The 304-nt window shown below is 38.2% G+C and carries 1 pseudogene; it reads right to left on the bottom strand.

Annotated features, from left to right (window positions below):
• Window positions 1–202, bottom strand: a pseudogene (locus E5358_RS15640) (IS982 family transposase); the annotation flags it as partial.
• Window positions 203–304 lie beyond the last annotated feature (102 nt).

Genomic DNA, 304 nt, shown 5'->3' with positions numbered 1-304 from the left:
AATTGGCGAATGTGCCGAAATGGTAGCATACAAGGATTGTCATTATCTCGCTCTCAGACATCATGCATTCACGCTTCCTGCGCTTGCGACCGTCCATGTCAGAAAGGCGCAAATACATGTTTTTTTCAAGTTCTGCGTGCAATTTCTTTGAAAACTCGTCGATAATACAGAAAATTTCAGTAACTTTGCAAGTGGTAATCATCGCTTGTATTTTTAGTATGTTATTGATTTTCATTTACAAATATACAAAATATTTGCGAGATTACCAACTTTTTCGGGGACTTTCTTATCCCGAACTCGCGTA

Origin of the sequence: Palleniella muris (assembly GCF_004792655.1) — a bacterium.
Taxonomy (GTDB): domain Bacteria; phylum Bacteroidota; class Bacteroidia; order Bacteroidales; family Bacteroidaceae; genus Prevotella; species Prevotella muris_A.
Note: the sequence above shows the minus strand (reverse complement) of the source record. Positions and strands in the feature narration are given on the sequence as shown.